17 protein-coding genes and 1 tRNA gene are annotated in these 14,529 nt (G+C 62.8%); 13 read left to right on the top strand and 5 right to left on the bottom strand.

What is annotated here, in order from left to right; all coding sequences use genetic code 11:
• Position 1 precedes the first annotated feature (1 nt).
• Positions 2-1,387, top strand: coding sequence for an efflux transporter outer membrane subunit (locus GTP41_RS22380; protein ID WP_161027800.1), 1,386 nt, complete (start codon positions 2-4; stop codon positions 1,385-1,387).
• Positions 1,388-1,394: 7 nt separating this feature from the next.
• Here GTP41_RS22380 and GTP41_RS22375 read toward each other — a convergent pair whose 3' ends face one another.
• Positions 1,395-1,892, bottom strand: coding sequence for a GNAT family N-acetyltransferase (locus GTP41_RS22375; protein WP_161027799.1), 498 nt, complete (start codon positions 1,890-1,892; stop codon positions 1,395-1,397).
• 98 nt (positions 1,893-1,990) lie between these two features.
• Between GTP41_RS22375 and GTP41_RS22370 the strand changes: the two genes are divergently transcribed.
• From GTP41_RS22370 to GTP41_RS22360, 3 genes are all read left to right on the top strand, one after another.
• Positions 1,991-2,596 (top strand): TetR/AcrR family transcriptional regulator, encoded by a 606-nt coding sequence (locus tag GTP41_RS22370; RefSeq protein ID WP_161027798.1) that lies wholly within the window; start codon positions 1,991-1,993, stop codon positions 2,594-2,596.
• A 9-nt stretch (positions 2,597-2,605) separates the two neighbouring features.
• Positions 2,606-3,313 carry a fumarylacetoacetate hydrolase family protein gene (locus GTP41_RS22365; RefSeq protein ID WP_161027797.1) on the top strand — a complete coding sequence of 236 codons (708 nt, stop codon included), beginning with the start codon at positions 2,606-2,608 and terminating at the stop codon, positions 3,311-3,313.
• 107 nt (positions 3,314-3,420) lie between these two features.
• Positions 3,421-3,996 (top strand): dihydrofolate reductase family protein, encoded by a 576-nt coding sequence (locus tag GTP41_RS22360; protein ID WP_161027796.1) that lies wholly within the window; start codon positions 3,421-3,423, stop codon positions 3,994-3,996.
• A 55-nt stretch (positions 3,997-4,051) separates the two neighbouring features.
• Here GTP41_RS22360 and GTP41_RS22355 read toward each other — a convergent pair.
• Positions 4,052-4,128: transfer RNA gene (locus GTP41_RS22355), tRNA-Pro, on the bottom strand.
• A 64-nt stretch (positions 4,129-4,192) separates the two neighbouring features.
• Here GTP41_RS22355 and GTP41_RS22350 point away from each other — a divergent pair.
• The 3 genes from GTP41_RS22350 (at position 4,193) to GTP41_RS22340 (ending at position 6,570) form a co-directional block, all read left to right on the top strand.
• On the top strand, positions 4,193-5,020 hold the full coding sequence (locus tag GTP41_RS22350; RefSeq protein ID WP_161027795.1) for an SIR2 family NAD-dependent protein deacylase: 828 nt from the start codon (positions 4,193-4,195) through the stop codon (positions 5,018-5,020).
• A gap of 88 nt (positions 5,021-5,108) precedes the next feature.
• Complete coding sequence (locus tag GTP41_RS22345) at positions 5,109-5,513, top strand: VOC family protein (RefSeq protein ID WP_161027794.1); 405 nt, start codon at positions 5,109-5,111, stop codon at positions 5,511-5,513.
• Positions 5,514-5,826: 313 nt separating this feature from the next.
• Positions 5,827-6,570 (top strand): metallophosphoesterase family protein, encoded by a 744-nt coding sequence (locus GTP41_RS22340; RefSeq protein WP_161027793.1) that lies wholly within the window; start codon positions 5,827-5,829, stop codon positions 6,568-6,570.
• Here GTP41_RS22340 and GTP41_RS22335 read toward each other — a convergent pair.
• Together GTP41_RS22335 and GTP41_RS22330 are read right to left on the bottom strand one after the other, a co-directional pair.
• Complete coding sequence (locus GTP41_RS22335; protein WP_161027792.1) at positions 6,562-7,260, bottom strand: hypothetical protein; 699 nt, start codon at positions 7,258-7,260, stop codon at positions 6,562-6,564. The genes GTP41_RS22340 and GTP41_RS22335 overlap by 9 nt on opposite strands.
• A 94-nt stretch (positions 7,261-7,354) precedes the next feature.
• Positions 7,355-7,708 carry a VOC family protein gene (locus GTP41_RS22330; RefSeq protein ID WP_161027791.1) on the bottom strand — a complete coding sequence of 118 codons (354 nt, stop codon included), beginning with the start codon at positions 7,706-7,708 and terminating at the stop codon, positions 7,355-7,357.
• Positions 7,709-7,768: 60 nt separating this feature from the next.
• Here GTP41_RS22330 and GTP41_RS22325 point away from each other — a divergent pair, with 60 nt between their 5' ends.
• From GTP41_RS22325 to GTP41_RS22300, 6 genes are all read left to right on the top strand, one after another.
• Positions 7,769-8,518 (top strand): transporter, encoded by a 750-nt coding sequence (locus GTP41_RS22325; protein ID WP_161027790.1) that lies wholly within the window; start codon positions 7,769-7,771, stop codon positions 8,516-8,518.
• On the top strand, positions 8,515-9,588 hold the full coding sequence (locus tag GTP41_RS22320; protein ID WP_371867383.1) for a patatin-like phospholipase family protein: 1,074 nt from the start codon (positions 8,515-8,517) through the stop codon (positions 9,586-9,588). Before GTP41_RS22325 ends, GTP41_RS22320 begins: the two co-directional genes overlap by 4 nt.
• An 86-nt stretch (positions 9,589-9,674) precedes the next feature.
• Positions 9,675-11,138 carry a catalase gene (locus GTP41_RS22315; protein WP_161027789.1) on the top strand — a complete coding sequence of 488 codons (1,464 nt, stop codon included), beginning with the start codon at positions 9,675-9,677 and terminating at the stop codon, positions 11,136-11,138.
• Between the two features lie 87 nt (positions 11,139-11,225).
• Entirely contained in the window at positions 11,226-12,350 is a 1,125-nt protein-coding gene (locus tag GTP41_RS22310; protein ID WP_161027788.1) for a M14 family metallopeptidase, read from the top strand.
• A 5-nt stretch (positions 12,351-12,355) separates the two neighbouring features.
• Positions 12,356-12,823 carry a CYTH domain-containing protein gene (locus GTP41_RS22305; RefSeq protein ID WP_161027787.1) on the top strand — a complete coding sequence of 156 codons (468 nt, stop codon included), beginning with the start codon at positions 12,356-12,358 and terminating at the stop codon, positions 12,821-12,823.
• Positions 12,824-12,848: 25 nt separating this feature from the next.
• A complete protein-coding gene (locus GTP41_RS22300) occupies positions 12,849-13,133 on the top strand; it encodes a hypothetical protein (protein WP_161027786.1) in 285 nt (94 codons plus the stop codon).
• 15 nt (positions 13,134-13,148) lie between these two features.
• Here GTP41_RS22300 and GTP41_RS22295 read toward each other — a convergent pair whose 3' ends face one another.
• Entirely contained in the window at positions 13,149-14,414 is a 1,266-nt protein-coding gene (locus GTP41_RS22295) for a DUF2863 family protein (RefSeq protein WP_161027785.1), read from the bottom strand.
• Between the last annotated feature and the right edge of the window lie 115 nt (positions 14,415-14,529).

The following is a 14,529-nucleotide window of genomic DNA, read 5'->3' as shown; positions in this document are numbered from 1 at the left end:
TATGAATAAGACGATCTTTGCCCTTGCAGCGGCGGCCTTGCTGGCCGGCTGCAGCCTGGCGCCGACGTATGAGCGCCCGGCGTCGCCGGTAGCCGCAGCCTGGCCGCAGGGCGAGGCCTACAAGCCGGTGCAAACCGCTGCCGACGCCAAGCCCGCCAGCGAAATCGCCTGGCGCGATTTCATCGGCGACCAGCAACTGCGCGACGTGGTGGAGCTGGCGCTGAAGAACAACCGCGACCTGCGTGTGTCGGCGCTGAATATCGAGAAGGCGCGCGCCCAATACGGCATCGACCGTGCCGCGCAACTGCCAAAGGTGAACGCGCAAGTCGGCCAGAGCGCAGCACGCGCACCGGGCGGCGACATCAGCCGCCAGTACAGCGGCGGCCTGGCCTTGCCGGCCTATGAGCTGGACCTGTTCGGCAAACTGCGCAATATGTCGGACGCCGGGCTGCAAGCCTACCTCGGCACCGAACAGGCGCAGCGTGCCCAGCGCCTTAGCCTGGTGGCCGAAGTGGCCAGCACCTGGCTCGGCCTGGCGGCCGACAAGGAGCGCCTGCGCCTGGCGCAGGACACGCTGAAAAGCCAGCAAATCACCTTTGAACTGAGCAAGCGCCGCTTCGCGGCCGGCGCCACCTCGGGTCTCGACATGTACGAAGCGCAGACCAGTGTGGAAGCGGCGCGCAACGACATGGCCCTTTACACCGCCCAGGTAGCGGCCGGCGAGAACGCGCTGGCCCTGCTGGTCGGTACCCAAGTGCCGGCCAGCCTGCTGCCGCAGGCCTTGCCGAGCGCCGTCAGCACGCTGGCCGAACTGCCGGAAGGCGTGCCCTCCACCGTGCTGCTGCAACGCCCGGACGTGCTGGAAGCCGAGCACGCGCTGAAAGCGGCCAACGCCAATATCGGGGTGGCGCGCGCAGCCTTCTTCCCGAGCATCACGCTGACCGGCAGCGCCGGTAGCGCGAGCGGCGCGCTGGGCGATTTGTTCAAGGCCGGCAGCGGCGCCTGGACCTTCCTGCCGCAACTGACCTTGCCATTGTTCGATGCCGGCGCCAACAGCGCCCGGCTGGATATCGCCAAGGCCGACAACGGCATTGCCGTGGCGCGCTACGAAAAGGCGATCCAGTCCGCCTTCCGCGAAGTGGCCGATGCGTTGGCCCAGCGCGGCACGCTGGACGAGCGGGTAGCGTCGCAGGCCGCGCTGGCGGAAGCGGCCAGCCGCAGCCACCGCATCCACGAGGCGCGTTACCAGAAAGGGGCGGAATCGTACCTGAACGCGCTGGTGTCGCAGCGCGCCCTGTACGCGGCGCAGCAAGGCCTGATCAGCGTACGCCTGGCCAAGGCAACCAACCAGGTCACCTTGTACAAGGCACTCGGAGGCTGGGCTTAATGCGAGGCTAGTCGATACCGGCGGGCGGCATCCACTCCATGACGTTGTAGATGCCGTCCACGCCCCGGATCTCGAAACCGCAGCGCTGCAGCAGGCGCTGTGCCGGGCTGCCCAGCATGACATTCAGCCGCACCGGCAGGCGCAATCGCTCGCCCTGGGCCTGCAGGCTGCGCAGCAGGCCCAGGCCGATGCCACGGTTGCGGTGCTCCGGCAACAGGCAGATATCGAGGATGCGCAATTCATCCGGCCCGTAATCGACATAAAGCCGGCCCACCGGACGCTCATGCTCCGTGATCAGCGCCAGGTCGGCATTCGGGTATTTGGTTTGGAACCAGGATTGCTGGGCCTTGAACTGCAAGCCTTGCAGCAGGTTTTCCGTCGCATTGTCGCAGCCCCCCATGCGGGCATCTGTACTGCGGGTGCTGGAGTACAGTTGCTGCATGAACGCCACATCGCCCGCTTCTGCGGGCCGCATCTCGATCGAGCGGGAGGTCTTGGAGGGCATATCGTTACACTCTTTCCTTGAAGAATGAAGTAACTGCCTTTCAATCATAGCACGTTGTAATTTGACAAAGTGCATTCCCTTGGACACAGTAACGCCTTATGACTGAAAAACGCCACAACGACCCAGAGCGCGCCGCCATCCGCCGCCGCCAGGTACTTGACGCCGCCGCCACCTGTTTCCGCCGCAGCGGATTCCACGGCGCCAGCATGTCCCAGATTTCCAAAGCCGCCGGCATGAGCGCCGGCCATATTTACAACTACTTCGACAGCAAAGACGCCATCATCGCCGCCTTCGTGGAGGACAACGTGGCGCGCGTGATGGAGATCATCCGCAAGATTGAAAGCCAGCCCGACCCGCTGCAAGCCATCCTCGATGATGTCGAGCAAAGCGTGCCGGAAAACCTGGACCCGGACCACTGGGCGCTGCCGCTCGAAATTTCCGCCGAAAGCGCGCGCAATCCCGTGATCGCCGCCCTGAGCCATGACGCCGACCGCCGCACGCGTGCCCGTTTCCTCGCCGTGCTGAAAGTCGGCCGCGCCATGCACGGCCTGAGCGCGGACGACGCCACGGTGGAAGGCCGCATGGAAGCCGTGATTTCGCTGTACCAGGGCCTGCACCTGCGCGGCGTATGCAATCCGCATATCCCGGTTGCCGCGCTGGCCGAATCGTTCCGCATCGCCTTGCGCGCACTTCTATTCACCTGAGGACAAAAGATGGCCGACTACGTTTTCCCGCCGCACCTGGTTGCGGCATTGCATATCGCCGGCACTGACGAGCGCTTCCCGGTGCGCCGCGTGTACTGCGTGGGCCGCAACTACGCCGGCCACGCGCGCGAGATGGGTTCCGACCCGGACCGCGAACCGCCGTTCTTCTTCTGCAAACCCGGCGATGCTGCCGCCGTGGTGCCGGTAGCGCGCGGCGCGCTGGCGGAGCTGCCGTATCCGCCGCAAACCAGTAATTTTCACTACGAGTGCGAACTAGTGGTGGCGATCGGGCAGGGCGGCAGCGATATCAGCGTAGCCGACGCGCCGCAGCACATCTACGGCTACGCCGTGGGCCTGGACATGACCCGCCGCGACCTGCAAGGGAAGATGAAGGACGCCGGGCGCCCGTGGGAAATCGGCAAAGCCTTCGACTATTCCGCACCGGTGGGCGAATTGCGCCGCGCATCGGAAGTGCAGGGCATTGAAAGCGCCGCCATTGCGCTGGCGCTGGACGGCGCGATCCGCCAGTCCAGCAGCACCGACCATATGATCTGGTCCGTGGCTGAAACCATCGCTAACCTGTCCACCCTGTTCCGCCTGGAACCGGGCGACCTGATTTTCACCGGCACGCCGGAAGGCGTGGGCGCAGTCAGCCGCGGCCAGTGCCTGACCGGCAGCATTGACAGTCTTGCCAGCCTGTCGGTGACTTTCGTTTAGACGGGTACGTATCGCGGCCTGGGGCCAAGATCCTGTCGATTTTGCTGTTGCTGGAACGTCGTTCGGATACGCGCGCACGAAGCGCGCCTTTCCGAACGGAGGACAGCATGAGAAAGTTCATCGCCGCATTACAGGTATCGCTGGATGGTTTCATCGAAGGGGATGCCGGCCAACTGGATTGGGTCGACAGCTGGGGGGATTGCTTTGACCTTGGGCCGCGGATTGACGCCTGCCTACTGGGTGGCAACATGTATCCCGCATATGAGCAGTACTGGTCCACGATTCTTGGCGACCCCACAGCCATCTTGCCGCATACCTGCAACCCTGCCACCGAGGGTGAGCTGGCATACGCCAGGTTCTCGCAAACAACGCCGCATTATGTCCTTTCGACCGGGATGGGCAAGCCTGCCTGGGAGCACACGACGGTCCTGCGCCACATGGATGACGTACATAGGCTGAAACAGGCGCCAGGCAAGGACATCCATGTGGTCGGAGGTGCCACGCTGGTTGCCAGCCTGATGAAGGCGGACTTGCTGGACGAAATGCAACTGGTGGTCCATCCCGTGTTGCTGGGGGCAGGAAAACCCCTGTTTTCGGGGTTGTCAGCGCAGAAGAGGCTGAAGGCCGGCACGTGTGCCCAACTGTCGGGTGGCCGCGTGAAGCTTACGTACTTGAGCAATTGAGCGCAACAAAACAAAAAAGGGCTACAGTCCAAAAACTGTAACCCTTTGATTTGTATGGTCGGGGCGAGAAGATTCGAACTTCCGACCCCCTGCACCCCATGCAGGTACGCTACCAGGCTGCGCTACGCCCCGACTCGAGCCTGGAATTATAGCAGAGCGATTTGAGCTTTTGTCAAAGTTACCGCAAACTACACAGATGCCAATCGATCTGACCCAGGCGGAGCGCGCCGCCGAACTTATCGCGCAAGCGGACGGGCTTGTTATCGCGGCCGGCGCTGGCCTCGGTGTCGATTCCGGTTTACCGGATTTTCGCGGCAATGAGGGCTTCTGGAAGGCCTATCCAGCGCTGGCGCAAGCGCGGATGGAGTTCTCCAGCGTCGCCTCGCCGCAAACCTTCCACGCCGATCCGGCACTGGCCTGGGGTTTCTACGGACATCGCCTGGCGTTGTACCGGGCCACGGTGCCGCACGAAGGCTTCGCTTTGCTGCGCGCCTGGGGCGACGCCATGGACCAGGGCAGCTTTGTCTTTACCAGCAATGTCGATGGCCAGTTCCAGAAAGCCGGATTCGAGGAGCGCGCCATCCATGAATGCCACGGCTCCATCCATCACCTGCAATGCCTGCAGCCTTGCTGCAGCAAGATCTGGCCGGCGGATGAATTCACCCCTGATGTCGATGCCAGCGCTTGCCGCCTGCGCAGTGCCTTGCCGCGCTGCCCGGACTGCGGCGGCCTGGCGCGCCCCAACATCCTGATGTTCGGGGACTGGGACTGGATCGAACGCCGCAGCGCGTTGCAGGCGGCCCGGCTGGAGTCCTGGCTGGAGCAGTTGCGCCGGCCGCTGGTGATCGAGCTGGGGGCGGGGACAGCGATTCCGTCGGTGCGCCATTTCGGCCACCGCGTCCTGCAGCGTGGAGGGCGTATGGTGCGCATCAATCCGCGCGAGTTCGCGGTTGGCAGCGCGGCCGACGTCGGGATGGCGGCGGGCGCGCTGGAGGGGCTGCGCGCGATTGCAAAATATTTTTGATAAAGTTGTCGATTCCGGTAAAGCTGGCGCGTCGTAGGAATAATGGCGGGGCTTCTGCCATCAACCAACCAAGAAAGTGAGACGCCAAATGAACAAGCAAATCTTCGTCAACCTGCCGGTGAAAAACCTGGAAAAGTCCAAAGCCTTCTTCGCAGCGCTGGGTTATACCTTCAACCCACAGTTCACCGATGAAAACGCGGCGAGTATGGTGATTCAGGACGGCAGCATCTATGCCATGCTGCTGGTGGAGGATTTCTTCCGCACCTTTACCTCGAAGCCGATCGCCAATGCGAAAGAAGCGACGGAGGTGCTGGTTTGCCTGTCGTGCGAGAGCCGCGAGGAGGTCGATGAGCTGGTGCGCAAGGCGGTGGCGGCGGGCGGCAAAACGCCGCGTGAGCCGAAGGACTATGGTTTTATGTACGCCCATGGCTTTGAGGACCTGGACGGCCATATCTGGGAGCTGGTCCACATGGTGGAAATGCCGCAGAAGTAATGAATTTTTTCGGTTGGTGACAATCGAATAGAATCTTGGCAAACTTGCTCGCTAAACTGGTAGGTGAGCAAGTTTGCCGGAGGTTACCGTGCTATCTTCGTGGGTTCGTTGGCTCCTGATCGCAACCATAGGTCTCGCAGCTTCCATGTATGCCATGGATACGGTGCGGGTCGCTTCTTTATTGCCAGTCCCGGCGTCTGCCAGCCAGGCGCATGAGTCCCAGAAGAATGAACGTCAGCCAGCCAATGCGGTCGCCAAAGCATCCCAGATGGATAAGGTGGCCGATGCCATGGCGGGCAATTAGCGGGGTACGATGCGAATTGCTGTTTTGTCGGATATCCACGGAAACCTGTGGGCGTTGGATGCGGTGCTGGACGACCTGGCGCGGCGCAATGTCGATGTAACTGTCAACCTGGGCGACATCCTGTCGGGCCCTTTACTCCCTGCCGAAACTGCCGAGCGATTGATGGCGCTGGGCTTGCCTACGATCCGTGGCAACCATGAACGGCAAATCCTGGAACATGATGCTTCGCGCATGGGGGCGTCCGACCGCTGGGCGCATGAGCATATCGCACCGGCGCACCGCGCGTGGATTGCGTCGCTGCCAGTGTCCATGCGTTTAGAGGATGATGTGCTGCTGGTCCATGGCACGCCGGAGTCGGACCTGGTGTACTGGATGGAGTCGGTGGATGCGGCGGGGCAGCGGACAGCGACCTATGCCGAGGTGCTGCAGCGGGCGGGCGAGGTGCAGGCTTCCCTGGTCCTGTGTGGGCACACGCATGTGCCGCGCTCCGTGCTGCTGGGGGATGGGCGATTGGTGCTTAACCCGGGAAGCGTGGGCTTGCAGGCGTATTCGGATGATCATCCGTTTCCGCATAAGGCGGAGAATGGCACGCCGCATGCGCGCTATGCGATTGTGGAGCGCGCGGCGTCGGGCGGTTGGGCAGTGGAACAGTATGCTGTTCCGTATGATTGGGAGGCGGCGGCGCTGGTGGCCGAGCAGCATGGACGGCCGGAGTGGGCCTATGCGCTGCGGACGGGGCGCATGTCAGTATAGGGCGAGTACTTTGGCGTACATGGCGACGATCAGGGCGGCCAGGGTGAGGATGGCGCCGCTGGTCCAGCGGAAGCCGGCGTTCATGTCCTTGCGTAGCTCGGCAAATTGCTGGTCGCTGTGTTGGCGCTGGTCCGCGAACTTCTGTTCGTCGCGAATGCGTTGCTCCTCGGAACTCTTGCGGATTTCGGCGACCATGTGATCGGTGTGCGCGCGCTGCGCTTGAAGCTGCGCGGTGAATTGATCGCGCATTTTTTCGTCCTGCGTGGTGAATTGTTCGCGTAGCTTTTCGTTTTGCGTGTCGAAATACTGGCGCATTTCTTTGTCTTGCGCGTCGAAATACGTGCGCATTTCTTTGTGTTGCGCGTCGAAATACATGCGCTGCTTTTCGATTTCCGATTGAAAATGCTTGTGCTGATCGGCGGCTTGCTCTTCGAAATGATCACGTTGCTTATCAATATGCTCCTGCAGTTTTTGCACCTGCGCTTCGGTATGCTTGCGCAACCCTTCAACTTGTGCGTCCGTATGCTCGCGTAGAGCTTTGACCTGTTGGTCCGCATGTAGGCGGTTTTCGTTGTTGCACTTGTGTAACTCATTGAGGATGCGCTCGTTGAATCCGCGCAGTTCGGCAATGGTGATGCCCTGGTTTTCCACATTGACCTCCAGCTTTGTAATTTTTTCGTCGTGCGCCATGGCCGCCTCCGTTATTGATTGCGCCACTTTGACGCAACACTGGGGGCGGTGTTTTGAGTTTGGACAGTAAAGCGGGCGGAAAGTTCCGGGAAATTTATCCGGGTCGGTGGCTGACTTCGATCAGGATGCCGCCGGGGGCCTGGCACCAGAAGGCAAGGCAGCCGTAGCTGACGGCGGGCGGGGCGGGCAGGGGGAGGCCGGCGTCGGCCAGCCGCTGGTAAGCGGCCTGCACGGCTGCGTCGGTTGGCTGCAAGAAGCCGACGTGGAAGCCGGCGGGGTAGTCGGCCTTGTCTGCCTGTTGCAAGATGAGCGCAAAGCCGTCTTCACCGCGCAGGATGGCCATGCCGCCAGCCGGGCCCGGCATCCGTTCCAAGCCGAAGCCGCGTTGGAAGTAGTCGGCGGCGCCTTCCAGGTCGGTAACGGGCAAATCTATGTGGTTGAGCCTCATTGTTGATGTCCGGTATTAGTGGCATATTTCTATCCTATGCCAGAAATGCAGGAGCGTCTCATGCCGAATCGCCTGTTGTGCGCGCTAGCGATGCCGCTGTGCTGCGCTGCTGCGCAGCCCGATGACTGGATTGCCACCGACCGTCCCGATTTCGTGGATGCGCCGGCGGTGGTCGGCAAGGGGCGGCTGCAGCTGGAAACGGGCTGGCTGCAGTCAAAGGAGGCGCGCAGCACGCCGTGGATGCTGCGTTTTGGCGTGACTGAGAATATGGAGCTGCGGATGGAATCGGATGGTCGCTTGACGGATCGCAGTGATCCGGCCCGGCTACGTGGTTGGGGCGATACGGCCCTGAGCGCGAAGTGGCGCTTGCGCGAGGCTGAGCGTGACGGCGGCGCGCCGGCGGTCGGCCTGGTCCTGCAGGCGGACTTCGCGACAGGCTCGCGCGGCTTCAAGGGCAATGGCACGCGACCTTCGCTGCGGCTGCCGCTGGAGTGGGACCTGCCGCAGGACCTGAACCTGGGCGTCATGCCTGGCTTGTATCGGGACTGCGACGACAGGGGGCGCCATGTGGCGGTCGGGCAGTTCGGCATCACGCTGGCGAAGAACTTCGGCGAGCGCGCCTATACCTTCATCGAGCTGGCGGCGCCGCGCATTGCACGCGGGCGCGATGGCGGCAGCACGGCAAGTTTCGATTTCGGCGGCGGTTATTCGCTGACGCGCGACCTGCATGTGGACGTCGGCGTGATGCTGGGCCTGAATCGCCGCACGCCGGACCACGCGCTGACCATCGGCCTCTCGGTGCGGCTGTGAAGAACGGCGTGCCGGGCCAGGTGGTGCTGGTGCTGCAGGGCGGCGGCGCGCTGGGCGCATACCAGCTCGGCGTCTACCAGGCCATGCACGAAGCGGGCGTGGAGCCGGACTGGGTGATCGGCACCTCGATCGGGGCGCTGAACGGCGCCATCATCGCGGGCAACCCGCCGGAGCAGCGCCTGCCGCGCCTGAAAGCGTTCTGGGAAGCGATGCAGCGGCACGATGCTTTCGCAGGACTGATTCCCGCGTTCGCCAACGCGCTCACCCTGTCCCAGGGCATCCCTGCCTTTTTCGAACCGAATCCGCTCGCATGGTGGAATCCTGCTGCGCCGCTGGGAGTGGAGAATGCCGCCTTCTATCGTACCAATGCCTTGCGCGCAACGCTGGAAGGGCTGGTGGACCTGGACTACCTGAACCAGCGCCACACGCGCCTGACCGTGGGCGCGGTGAACGCGCGCAACGGCGTGATGCGCTACTTCGACACGCGCAAGGAGGCGCTGGAGCTGGCGCATGTGATCGCGTCCGGCGCGATCCCGCCCGCGTTCCCGGCGGTGCGCATCGGCAGCGAGCCGTATTGGGACGGCGGCATTTATTCGAACACGCCGATCGAGGCGGTGCTGGATGACGAGCCGCGCCGCGATTCGGTGATTTTTTCGGTGCAGGTGTGGAATCCGGACGGCAGCGAGCCGCAGAGCATCCTGGACGTGCTGGAGAAGCACAAGGAAATCCAGTATGCCAGCCGCGCCAGCCATATCGAGCAGCAGCAAAAGCTGCATCGCCTGCGGCGGGTGATCCGCGAGCTGGCGCTGAAGCTGCCCGAGGCGGTGCGGCAGTCGCCGGAGGTGCGTGAGCTGGCGCAGTGGGGCTGCGGTACCTCCATGCACGTGGTTTTGCTCAAGGCGCCGCGCCTGAGCTGCGAGGACCATACCAAGGATATTGACTTTTCAAGCGCCGGCATCGGCCAGCGTTGGCAGGCCGGCTACGCGGATGCGCAGCGGGCGTTCCAGGCCAAGCCTTGGGCCGCCGCCACCGATACGTTCGAGGGGATCGCCATACACGAGCAATTTTAACTATCGGTTTCATAGAATTAATCAAATTTATTTATCGCTCGTGTCTCATTAGAATGATTTCACCGATCACATGAAGGAGCCAAGCAATGAGCCAAGACCCAATTACCACCGCATCCGGCATTCCCGTCGCAGACAACCAGAATTCCCTGACTGCCGGCCCGCGTGGCCCTGTCCTGCTGCAGGACTTCCATCTCATCGAGAAGCTTCAGCATTTCAACCGCGAGCGCATTCCAGAGCGCGTGGTGCATGCCAAGGGCTCCGGCGCTTACGGCACTTTCACAGTGACCCACGACATCAGCAATTACACCAAGGCCAAGCTGTTCTCTGCCATCGGCAAGCAGACCGACACGTTTGTGCGCTTCTCTACTGTCGGCGGCGAGCGTGGCAGTGCCGATACCGAGCGCGATCCGCGCGGTTTCGCGGTGCGCTTCTATACGGAGGAGGGCAACTGGGACCTGGTGGGCAACAACACGCCGATGTTCTTTATCAAGGACGGGATCAAATTCCCGGACTTCATCCACACGCAGAAGCGCGATCCGCACACCAACCTGAAGTCGCCGACCATGATGTTCGACTTCTGGAGCAAGACGCCGGAATCGCTGCACCAGGTCACCATGCTGTTCAGCGATCGCGGCACGCCGGATGGCTATCGCCACATGGACGGTTTTGGCAGCCACACCTTCAGCCTGATCAACGCGGCCGGTGAGCGCGTTTATGTGAAGTGGCACCTCAAGACCCGGCAGGGCATCAAGAACCTGAGCGCGGCGGAGGCGACGCGCCTGGCGGGGGCGGACCCGGATCATGCGCAGCGCGACCTGTTCAACGCGATCGCGGCTGGCAATTTCCCGCAATGGGAGGTGAAAGTGCAGGTAGCGACGGAGCAGCAACTGGCGGCGTGGGAGCAGCGCACGGGCTGGAATCCTTTCGACCTGACCAAGGTGTGGCCGCATGCGGACTTCCCGCTGCTTCCGGTGGGCTTGCTGGAGTTGAACCGTAATCCGGTGAACTATCACGCGGAGGTGGAGCAGGCAGCGCTGTCGCCGGCGAATGTGGTGCCGGGCATGGGCTATTCGCCGGACAAGATGCTGCAGGCGCGCTTGTTCGCTTACCACGATGCGCAGCTGTACCGCGTGGGTACCAATCATCAGCACCTGCCGGTGAATGCGCCGCGCTGCCCGTTCCACAACCAGCAGCGCGACGGGGCGATGGCGCTGGGCCATGGCGGCGCGCAGCAGAACTATGCGCCGACCGAGGCGGCCGGCAGCAATCCTCAGGGCATGGGGCATGGGGAGCCGGTGCTGGGGCTGAACGGTGGAGCGGGGCGCTACGATGGACGCGGCAAGGAAGATGATTACACCCAGGCGGGTAATTTGTTCCGTTTGCTGCCGGCGCAGGAGAAGCTTAACCTGTTCGATAATATTGCCGGGCCTTTGAGCCAGGTCAGCGATGAAATTATCCAGCGGCAGCTGGGACATTTCGATAAGGCGGATGCGGCTTACGGGGCTGGCGTGCGGGCGGCCTTGAAGGCGCGCGGGCGGAATGTGGACTGACAAGCGGGGAGCCGGGGACCCTGGTTTCCCGGTTTGAATGTGTACAATAGCGGTTCCGATCAACCCATGCATCTGAACGGGACCGCAATGACCATCAAAATCAGCCAGAATTTCGACTCTGGCGCCATCGAAGTAGTCCGCGCCGACAACGCCGCGAACATCGAACTGAACCTCCGCAAGGACAACGCTGCCGACATCCACCAATGGTTCCACTTCCGCCTGCAGGGCGCGCGTGGCGAAGCGGTGACGATGAAGTTCCTGAACGCCGGCGATGCCACCTATGCCAAAGGCTTCGAAGACTACAACGCCGCCGCCAGCTACGACGGCGAAAACTGGTTCCGCGTCCCGACTTCCTTCGATGGCCAGGTGATGACCATCAAGCACACGCCGCATAACGATAGCGTGTACTACGCCTACTTCGAGCCGTATTCGTGGGAACGCCACCTGCGCCTGCTGGGCGAAGTGGCCGAGAACCCGATCGCGCGCGTGCTCGATATCGGTTCTTCGATCGAGGGCCGCGACATGAACCTGGTCGTGATCGGCGAGCCGGAAGCGGAAAAGAAAATCTGGTTCATCGCGCGCCAGCATCCGGGCGAATCGATGGCCGAGTGGTTCATCGAAGGCCTGATCGATTCCCTGCTGGACGACGCCAACCCGATCGCGCGCAAGCTGCTGCAGCGCTGCTGCTTCTACATCGTGCCGAACATGAATCCGGATGGTTCGATCCGCGGCAACCTGCGCACCAATGCGGCGGGCGCCAACCTGAACCGCGAGTGGATGACGCCGACCCTGGAGCGCTCGCCTGAGGTGCTGTGCGTGAAGGAGAAGATCCACGAAACCGGCGTGGACATGTTCTTCGACATCCACGGCGACGAGGCCCTGCCTTACAACTTCGTGGCCGGCAACGAGATGCTGGAGAACTTCACGCCGGAGCAGATGGCGCGCCAGAAGAACTTCATCGACCGTTACAAGAACGCGACCCCGGACTTCCAGGACGCGGTGGGCTATGCGCCTTCCAAGTACAAGGAAGACATGCTGACGTTGGCGTCCAAGTATGTCGGCCACCACTTCCAGGTGCTGTCGCTGACGCTGGAAATGCCGTTCAAGGATAACGCGGACCTGCCGGTGCCGGCCGTGGGCTGGAATGGCTCGCGCAGCGCGGCGTTGGGCGCGGCGATCCTGCAGCCTATCCTGCTGTCGCTGGACGAGTAATCCAGATGGGCGTCGAGATCGAACGTAAATTCCTGGTCGCGGGGGAGGGCTGGCGCGCGCAAGGCGAGCCGGTGCTGCTGCGCCAGGGCTATCTGTCCTCGCAGGCGGAGCGCACGGTGCGCGTGCGGATCGAGGGCGAGCGGGCGGTTTTGACCATCAAGAGCAAGAATGTCGGCGCGGCGCGCGGCGAGTGGGAGTATGAGATTCCGGTCGTCGAAGCGGCGGAGCTGCTGGATGGTTTGTGCGAGCGGCCGCTGATCGAGAAGTATCGGCGCCGCATTCCTTTCGGCGGCTTTGTGTGGGAGGTGGATGAGTTCCTCGGCGAGAACGCCGACCTCGTCGTCGCCGAGATCGAACTGCCGGCGGAGGATGCCGTTTTCGCGAAGCCTGACTGGGTGGGGGAGGAAGTGACGCAGGACTTGCGTTACCTCAACTCCCGCCTGATTAAGCAGCCGTTCTCCACTTGGAAGTGACCAGCGTCCGGCGTATGCTGGACCCATGGACGACGATCAAAACTCCCGCCTCGCACGAATCGAGGCCATCCTGCCGACTTTGGCGACCAAGGCTGACCTGGAAGCTTTGCGCGCGGACATTTCGCGCTGGACACTGGCGACTGTCATGGGGCTGTTTTTGGGCTTCTCGGGTTTGATCATGGCGATGGGTAATTTGTTCTGGAAGATGCCACCGCCACAGGCTTTGGTGCAGTCGGCACCAGCGATCCAATGCCAGGCGTGTCCGCCGCCGCAGCCGGTGGCCCGGCCTGAAGAAAAAAGCCCGCGTTGATCGCGGGCTTTTTGCTTAGTGGAAGTGCTCGGTGCCGGTGGCGGCGTCTTCCGGCATTTCAGCGTGGACCAGTTCACCGGAGGGGTCGGCGAACAGCGGGGCGCCGCAGTCGTCGCAATATTCGGCGACATACTTTTCACCCAGCTTTTTCACCAGCGTGACGCCGGCGGCATTCAGGTGTTCGACGATTTCCTCGACCGGCGTGCGCGGCTTGAGCAACTCGGCCATGCTGCCGGACAGGCCTTCGGGCGGCGTGCCGTCTTCGTCTTCCTGGCCGTACAGCGGCCACACCACGCCGTACATCACATCGCTGTCGGAGCGGCGGGTGAAGGCGACGCGGTACTCGTCCACCTGCCCATCCGGCGCCGATTCGTCGCCAAAGCCGGCGATCACCGCGCGCAGTTCGGACGCGTCGCAATCGAGCGAGTGCGTCAGATAATGCACGGCGGCGCGGATCGACACCGGGCGTACCGATTTGTCGGCTTCGCGGCAGGCGGTGTAGTAGGCTTCCGGCAGCAGCAGTTCGATGCCGCAGCCCGGCAGCAGGCGCGCCACGGTCGGGGTGGCCTGCGTGGTCCACGCGGCCAGCGCGTCGCGCCGCGCCTCGGCCTGGGTGGTGTGCAGCGCCGGCATCTGCCAGCGGAACAGCGGGCCGTTGTGCGGGGTGACCACGGCCACCATCAGGTAGCGGGTGTCGGCCAGGAAGGGCGCCGTTTCCGCTTGTTTGGCGTCCGATTTAATGGCCTGACCCTTCAGTGCGGCTTGCGCCAGCTTGTGCACCTTGGAATAGGCTTCGGCGTGGGTGCGCGGCAGCTGGTCGATCGAGTACAGGGTGGACGACATGGCCATGTGCGTGCCATCGGCCAGCAGGTGGGCGGAGAAGTGCGCCGACAGGGTGTTCAGGATATCGGCCGGGATCTGGCCGGAGGCGATCGAGAAACGGGTCCAGGCCAGCACCGGGGCGGCGACCAGCAGGATATCGTACTCGCGCGACTCGCCGTCGACCTCCACCACGATGGTGTCGGACTCGCTGACGGCCTCCACGCCATCCATCAGGATGTCGTAGGCGGGCAAATCCACGCTGAACAGCGAGTTCAGGGCGGCATCGACCGTATCCTGGTGGCCGGTGCGCAGCAGTTTATGCAGCTGGATATCCAGCGCCCGTTCCCAGTGTCGCTCTTCAATGCGGCTGGCGGCCTGGCCCAAGGCTTGGGCGAGGGAGATAAGGCGCTGGCTGTCGGCAGATAATTTATGGGTTGAATCTTTGGATGGGCGACGCATAGCGCTTTTCTTAGTCAAAAAGGAAACTTGTTACGCCTATTGTAGTGGATTCGGAAAGGATTGGCGGTGCAATAAAAAAATGGGGACGCCCGCCATTTTTCGGGCAATAAAAAAC

Origin of the sequence: Pseudoduganella guangdongensis (genome assembly GCF_009857475.1) — a bacterium.
In the GTDB taxonomy this organism is placed as follows: Bacteria; Pseudomonadota; Gammaproteobacteria; order Burkholderiales; family Burkholderiaceae_D; genus Rugamonas; species Rugamonas guangdongensis.
This window is presented reverse-complemented; position numbering and strand designations above follow the sequence as displayed.

Excerpts from the sequence above, each read along its gene's own strand:
- GTP41_RS22380 (WP_161027800.1), top strand. The coding sequence starts at position 2 with ATGAATAAGACGATCTTTGCCCTTGCAGCGGCGGCCTTGCTGGCCGGC.
- GTP41_RS22375 (WP_161027799.1), bottom strand. The coding sequence starts at position 1,892 with ATGCCCTCCAAGACCTCCCGCTCGATCGAGATGCGGCCCGCAGAAGCG.
- GTP41_RS22370 (WP_161027798.1), top strand. The coding sequence starts at position 1,991 with ATGACTGAAAAACGCCACAACGACCCAGAGCGCGCCGCCATCCGCCGC.
- GTP41_RS22365 (WP_161027797.1), top strand. The coding sequence starts at position 2,606 with ATGGCCGACTACGTTTTCCCGCCGCACCTGGTTGCGGCATTGCATATC.
- GTP41_RS22360 (WP_161027796.1), top strand. The coding sequence starts at position 3,421 with ATGAGAAAGTTCATCGCCGCATTACAGGTATCGCTGGATGGTTTCATC.
- GTP41_RS22350 (WP_161027795.1), top strand. The coding sequence starts at position 4,193 with ATGCCAATCGATCTGACCCAGGCGGAGCGCGCCGCCGAACTTATCGCG.
- GTP41_RS22345 (WP_161027794.1), top strand. The coding sequence starts at position 5,109 with ATGAACAAGCAAATCTTCGTCAACCTGCCGGTGAAAAACCTGGAAAAG.
- GTP41_RS22340 (WP_161027793.1), top strand. The coding sequence starts at position 5,827 with ATGCGAATTGCTGTTTTGTCGGATATCCACGGAAACCTGTGGGCGTTG.
- GTP41_RS22335 (WP_161027792.1), bottom strand. The coding sequence starts at position 7,260 with ATGGCGCACGACGAAAAAATTACAAAGCTGGAGGTCAATGTGGAAAAC.
- GTP41_RS22330 (WP_161027791.1), bottom strand. The coding sequence starts at position 7,708 with ATGAGGCTCAACCACATAGATTTGCCCGTTACCGACCTGGAAGGCGCC.
- GTP41_RS22325 (WP_161027790.1), top strand. The coding sequence starts at position 7,769 with ATGCCGAATCGCCTGTTGTGCGCGCTAGCGATGCCGCTGTGCTGCGCT.
- GTP41_RS22315 (WP_161027789.1), top strand. The coding sequence starts at position 9,675 with ATGAGCCAAGACCCAATTACCACCGCATCCGGCATTCCCGTCGCAGAC.
- GTP41_RS22310 (WP_161027788.1), top strand. The coding sequence starts at position 11,226 with ATGACCATCAAAATCAGCCAGAATTTCGACTCTGGCGCCATCGAAGTA.
- GTP41_RS22305 (WP_161027787.1), top strand. The coding sequence starts at position 12,356 with ATGGGCGTCGAGATCGAACGTAAATTCCTGGTCGCGGGGGAGGGCTGG.
- GTP41_RS22300 (WP_161027786.1), top strand. The coding sequence starts at position 12,849 with ATGGACGACGATCAAAACTCCCGCCTCGCACGAATCGAGGCCATCCTG.
- GTP41_RS22295 (WP_161027785.1), bottom strand. The coding sequence starts at position 14,414 with ATGCGTCGCCCATCCAAAGATTCAACCCATAAATTATCTGCCGACAGC.